This window comes from Oerskovia gallyi (assembly GCF_014836745.1).
Classification (GTDB): domain Bacteria; phylum Actinomycetota; class Actinomycetes; order Actinomycetales; family Cellulomonadaceae; genus Oerskovia; species Oerskovia paurometabola.
The window spans coordinates 1-5,085 of sequence record NZ_JACSQE010000012.1; the positions used below are offsets into that span (position 1 = coordinate 1).

Sequence of the window (5,085 nt, forward strand, 5' to 3'; positions counted from 1 at the left end):
GGACACTCCTCGATGCACGCCTTGTCCTTCACGTCCACACAAGGCTGAGCAATCACGTACGTCACGTCGGAGGTTCCTTTTCGTCGGGCCGGAGGGCTTCACCGGGTGCCTCCAGGCTATCGCTCCGCGGCGGCGCGCGACCCCCGCTTCTCACCTGGCAATACGGCGACATCTCGCGCCTGACGAGGCGTCGGGGCCCCAGCGGCGCGGGCCTACAGGAGCCGTCGCGCGGCCGCCCAGCGCGTGAGCTCGTGACGCGACGAGAGCTGGAGCTTGCGCAGCACCGAGGACACGTGGGTCTCGACCGTCTTGACGGAGATGAAGAGCTCCGAGGCGACCTCGCGGTAGGCGTACCCGCGGGCGATGAGGCGCATGACCTCCTGCTCCCGTGCCGAGAGCCGGTCGAGCTCGTCGTCGGCCACGGCCACGTCCGCCTGGCCGGTCCCGAAGGCGTCGAGCACGAATCCCGCGAGGCGCGGCGAGAAGACGGCGTCCCCGCTCGCGACCTGCACCACGGCCCCCGCCAGGTCCGGTCCGGAGATCGCCTTGGTCACGTAGCCCCGGGCGCCCGCGCGGATCACGGCCACGACGTCCTCGGCCGCGTCCGACACGGACAGCGCCAGGAACCGCGTCGAGCCCAGGAGGTCCGAGCACCGCGTGATGACCTCGGCCCCGCCGCCGCCGTTGCCGCCGGGGAGGTGCACGTCGAGCAGCACGACCGGCGGGCGCAGCGCCCGGATCGCCTCGACCGCGCCGTCGACGCTGTCGGCCTCCCCGACGATGTCGACGCGGCCGTCCAGGCTGGCCCGCACCCCCGCGCGGAACATGTGGTGGTCGTCGACGAGGACGACCGGGACCGGCGCACCGGGGACGGTGCTCTGCGCGGGGCTGGGGATGGTGGTCACGTACGCTCCTGGGTCGATCGTGCGGTTCGTCCGGGTCGTCCGGGTCGTCCGGGGCGCTGCGCGGGGACCGGGTCCGGTACGGGGCCGTCCGTGGTCCGTGGCGACGGGCCCTCGTGCCCGGTCGGCGCCGCACCCGCGTCGGGCCCCACCGGCATCCTAGGTCCGGGGGCCGCCCCCGCCGCAGTCTCGGCGGCGGGCTGGACCTCGCTCTCGGCTGCCCGGTGCACCTTGAGCCGCACCTCGGTGCCCCAGCCCGGCCGCGAGACGACCTCGGCGCTGCCGCCCTTGCGCGTGACGCGGCCGATGATCGACTCGCGCACACCGAAGCGGTCCTGGGCGATGTCCTTCATCTCGAACCCGTCCCCGCGGTCGCGGACGAACACCTCCACCGCGTCGTCCGAGACCTCGAGGTAGACCGAGACGGGCGGGCGCCCGTGGGCCACGGCGTTCACGAGCGCCTCGCGCGTGGCCTGGAGGAGCGCGGTGGTCTCGTCGGTCGGGACACAGTCCCCCACGACGACGACGTCGACGACCACGGCTGCGGTCCCTGCCGATCCGCCGTCCCCGACGGTCCCCGCCGCGGCGACCCCGGCCGCGGCCGCGGCCCCCGCCGCCAGCCGCCAGCTCTGCCGGTCCTCGACCTCTCCGACCAGCGTGCGGAGCTCCGCCGCGAGCGATGTACCAGGAGCAGGTCGGTCGTTGTACAACCACTCGCGGAGCTCGCGCTCCTGAGCGCGGGCGAGCCGCGCGACCGTGTCGGCGTCGGCCGCGCTCGACCGGATGAGAGCAAGGGTCTGGAGGACCGAGTCGTGCAGGTGCGCCGCGATGTCGGCCCGCTCGGCCTCTCGCGCACGCGCGGCACGCTCGTCGCCGAGCTCGCGCACGAGCCGCAGCCACCACGGGGCGAGCACGATCGCCGCGCCCGCGAGCACGGCCAGCGACGCGACCGTCGCCCGGACCATGTCCGAGGCCGTCGAGTCCTGCCCGACCAGGAGCAGCACCCCCACGAGCACCAGGACGAGACCGCCCGCGAGCCGCACCACGCCGGCCGGGGTACGTCCTCCCGCCCGCGACAGCCAGCGGCCCCGCTGCGCGGCGTCGAGCTGGGACCAGGCCAGCGCCGTGCCGGCGAGCGCGATGAGGACCGGCAGGACCCACGAGACCTCGATGTTCACGCCGGCCCGCGAGGCCAGGAGCACGGCCGCCCCGCTCAGCAGGACCACGCCGATCGCGACGTCGCGCACCGGCAGCTTGCGCACCCGGCCCTGGAGCCGGGGGGCGATGCGTCGCAGCGACGCGGGGCGTTCCTCGTCGGCCACCTGCGCCGGGTCCCCGGCGGGGACCGTGACCCAGAGGAAGACGTACAGCACGATGCCCGCGCCGCCCGCGAGCGCCATGAGGGCCAGCACGAGGCGCACCGCGCCCACGGGCAGGTCGAGGTGCAGCGAGAGGCCGCGGCACACCCCACCGACCCAGCGCCCCTGCTCGGGGCGCCGGAGGGGAAGTCTCCTGGCTGGTCGCTCTGTCGGTGTCACTCTCTGATGGTCACACGCCCGGGCCGCCCCACCGGCCGGAACGCCCCGTTCGTCCGCTCTCGAGGCGAAAGTTCAGGGTCGGCCATCGACAGGATCAGGGTCGGATCAGGGGATCACCCGATACCCCTCGGCACTCCTCCCGGGCCAGGCTTGAGCCATGAGCACCGAGGACACCTCCCCAGAACCCCCGGCCGGGAGCTCCGCACCGACCGGAGCACCCCAGCAGCATGCCGGGCCTCCCTACGCGACGAGCACCCCGGGCGGCGCCGGCCAGCCCGGACCCCAGCCCGGGGGGCCGGGCGCCCCTGGTGGCGCTCCGCACCAGGCCCCCGGTCAGTCCGGCGGTCCGTCGAGCGGCCCGTCCGCCGGTCCGTCCAGCGGCATGGACGGCTTCTTCGACACCGTACGACGCATCGGCATCTCCCGGTCGGAGGACCGCTGGGTCGGTGGCGTCGCGGGTGGCGTCGCCGACCGGTTCGGGATCGATCCCCTGATCGTGCGCGGCATCCTCGTCGTCTCGGTGTTCCTCACCGGCGCCGGCCTCGTCCTGTACGGGCTCGCGTGGGCCCTGCTCCCCGAGTCCCGCGACGGGCGCATCCACCTCCAGCAGGCGATCCGCGGCGACTTCGACGTGGCCATGCTCGGTGCTGCGGCCACCACGATCGTCGGCCTGAGCTGGAACAACGGCTGGCTCTCCTGGTGGCACTTCGCCGGGCTCGAGTGGCTCAACGGCCTGTTGTGGACCGCGGCCGTGGTCGTCGTGATCGTCCTGGTCGTCAACCGGCGCAGCGACTACCGCAGGTACGCGGCGAACCGGGCGACCGGGCAGAACGCCCAGCATCCTGGCGGACCCGTGCCGCCGAAGCAGCCCTACCCCGCTCCGCCGTTCGCCGGCGCACCCGCCCAGCAGGGCCCGCCCCCGCAGGGCTGGCAGCAGCCTCGCCCGCCCTACGGAGCACCTGCCCCCGGCGCCCAGCCCGCCCCTGGGGTGACGTACCCCGCGGCCCCGGCGGCGCCGTCGGGCCCCGCGTACACCGCCTCGGCGCCGGTTCCGCCGCCGGGCTACCCCGCCCAGCGCCCCGTCCCGCCCCAGGCGTACGCGGCCCAGCAGGCCGCCGCGCAGCAGGCGGCCCGCGCCCACGACCACGCTCGGCGCCGCGCCGAGCGCGAGATCGAGCGCCAGCGTCGTGCCGAGGAGCAGCGTGCCCGCGCGGCCCGGCGTCCGCGCGGTCCCGGGACCGCGGTCGTGGGGATCACGCTCGGCGTGAGCCTCCTGGGCGCCGCGGTCCTCCTGCTGCTCGAGCGTCGCGACGTGATCGACGTGCCGTTCTTCTACACGTGGATCGGCGCGACCATCGTCCTGCTCGGGCTCGGGGTCATCGTCTCCGGCCTGCGGGGCCGCACGAGCGGTGCCCTGGGCGGCCTCGCGATCGTCGCGACGCTCATCGCGCTGCCGATCGCGGGCCTGAACAGCAGCATCGACAACATCGACGCCGACCTCACGGCCCGCGTCTCCGACGCCACGTACACGGTGACCTCGGTCCAGGACGCGGAGAACGGCTTCGCCTTCACGTTCGGCAACCCCGTGGTCGACCTCAGCCAGCTCGACCTGAGCGCCGTCGGGGAGGACCCGGTCGTCGTCCCGATCGACCTGAGCGCCGGGGACCTCACCGTGATCGTCCCGGCCGACACCCCGGTCGAGGCCGAGGTCCGCGTCCTCGCGGGCAACGCGACCTGGACGGTCGACGGCGAGCGCCGCTCCATCAACGGCGTCAACACCCGACCGCACACCTTCGTCACCGACTCCGTCACCGACGGCGCCGGCCCCGTGCTGCTGCTCGAGGTCGACGTCTCCGCCGGCGACGTGACCATCCGGGAGGAATCATGACCACCGAGAAGAACCCCTACGAGTCCGACGACGCGCGCGAGACCCAGGCCCTCCCGCCGGTCGACCCCACGATCGAGCTGCCCGTCACGTCAGGTGAGGTCGCCGACGACGAGGCCCCCTCGGAGGGTGGGTCTCCCGACGGCACCGACGAGGCCGACCCCGACACGACGCAGGTCGTCGAGTCCGGCCCCGTGCACGAGGACGACCTGGCGGACGAGATCTTCCGCGGCGAGGCGACCCAGGCTCTGCCGGTCACCGACCCCACGCTCGCCCTGCCGGTCACCGACCCCACGCTCGCCCTGCCGGTCGTGCCCCCGACGCACGCCCAGGCGTACCCGGTGCAGGACGCACCGGTCGACCCCGAGCCGGTCCCGGTCGTGGCCGCGTCGTCGCCTCCCCTGTCGACGCAGCCACCGGCGCCCGGGCCGACCCCCGCGGTCGACCCCGCCGCGCAGTGGAACGTCACGGCGCAGCAGAAGGCGCAGCTCCCGCCCGAGGACGACCCGCGCGACCGTGGGCTGCGGGTCGGGACGGTCGTGTGGGGATTCGTCATCGTCGCCGTCGGGGCCGGCATCCTCGCACTGGCCCTCGGTGCGACGTACGACCTCGACCTCGCGCTCATCGCCCTGCTGAGCGTCGCGGGCCTGGTGCTCGTGGTGAGCTCGATCGTGTCGAGCAGCCGCCGCAGCGCCCGCGAGCGAGCCAGGCGCTGAGCCCGGCTCGCCGAGTGCGGGGTTCTGCTGCGACACGCCCGGCG

The 5,085-nt window shown here is 74.7% G+C and carries 4 protein-coding genes and 1 pseudogene; 2 read left to right on the forward strand and 3 right to left on the reverse strand.

The window, feature by feature from the left end:
• The 3 genes and pseudogenes from H9640_RS14485 to H9640_RS14495 form a co-directional block, all read right to left on the reverse strand.
• Positions 1 to 65, reverse strand: a pseudogene (locus H9640_RS14485) (ferredoxin); the annotation flags it as partial.
• A 147-nt stretch (positions 66 to 212) separates the two neighbouring features.
• Complete coding sequence (locus H9640_RS14490) at positions 213 to 896, reverse strand: LuxR C-terminal-related transcriptional regulator (RefSeq protein WP_372440792.1); 684 nt, start codon at positions 894 to 896, stop codon at positions 213 to 215.
• A gap of 5 nt (positions 897 to 901) precedes the next feature.
• Positions 902 to 2,440 carry an ATP-binding protein gene (locus H9640_RS14495; RefSeq protein ID WP_191791429.1) on the reverse strand — a complete coding sequence of 513 codons (1,539 nt, stop codon included), beginning with the start codon at positions 2,438 to 2,440 and terminating at the stop codon, positions 902 to 904.
• A gap of 157 nt (positions 2,441 to 2,597) precedes the next feature.
• On the opposite strand from H9640_RS14495, the gene H9640_RS14500 reads away from it, so the two are divergent.
• The gene (locus H9640_RS14500) at positions 2,598 to 4,328 is read left to right on the forward strand and encodes a PspC domain-containing protein (RefSeq protein WP_191791431.1); all 1,731 of its coding nucleotides are present in this window, start codon (positions 2,598 to 2,600) and stop codon (positions 4,326 to 4,328) included.
• A complete protein-coding gene (locus H9640_RS14505) occupies positions 4,325 to 5,041 on the forward strand; it encodes a hypothetical protein (RefSeq protein ID WP_191791432.1) in 717 nt (238 codons plus the stop codon). The genes H9640_RS14500 and H9640_RS14505 overlap by 4 nt, the downstream gene beginning before the upstream one ends.
• Positions 5,042 to 5,085 lie beyond the last annotated feature (44 nt).

Bases quoted from the DNA above. Each gene is read 5' to 3' on its own strand.
- H9640_RS14500 (WP_191791431.1), top strand. From the start codon at position 2,598: ATGAGCACCGAGGACACCTCCCCAGAACCCCCGGCCGGGAGCTCCGCA.
- H9640_RS14505 (WP_191791432.1), top strand. From the start codon at position 4,325: ATGACCACCGAGAAGAACCCCTACGAGTCCGACGACGCGCGCGAGACC.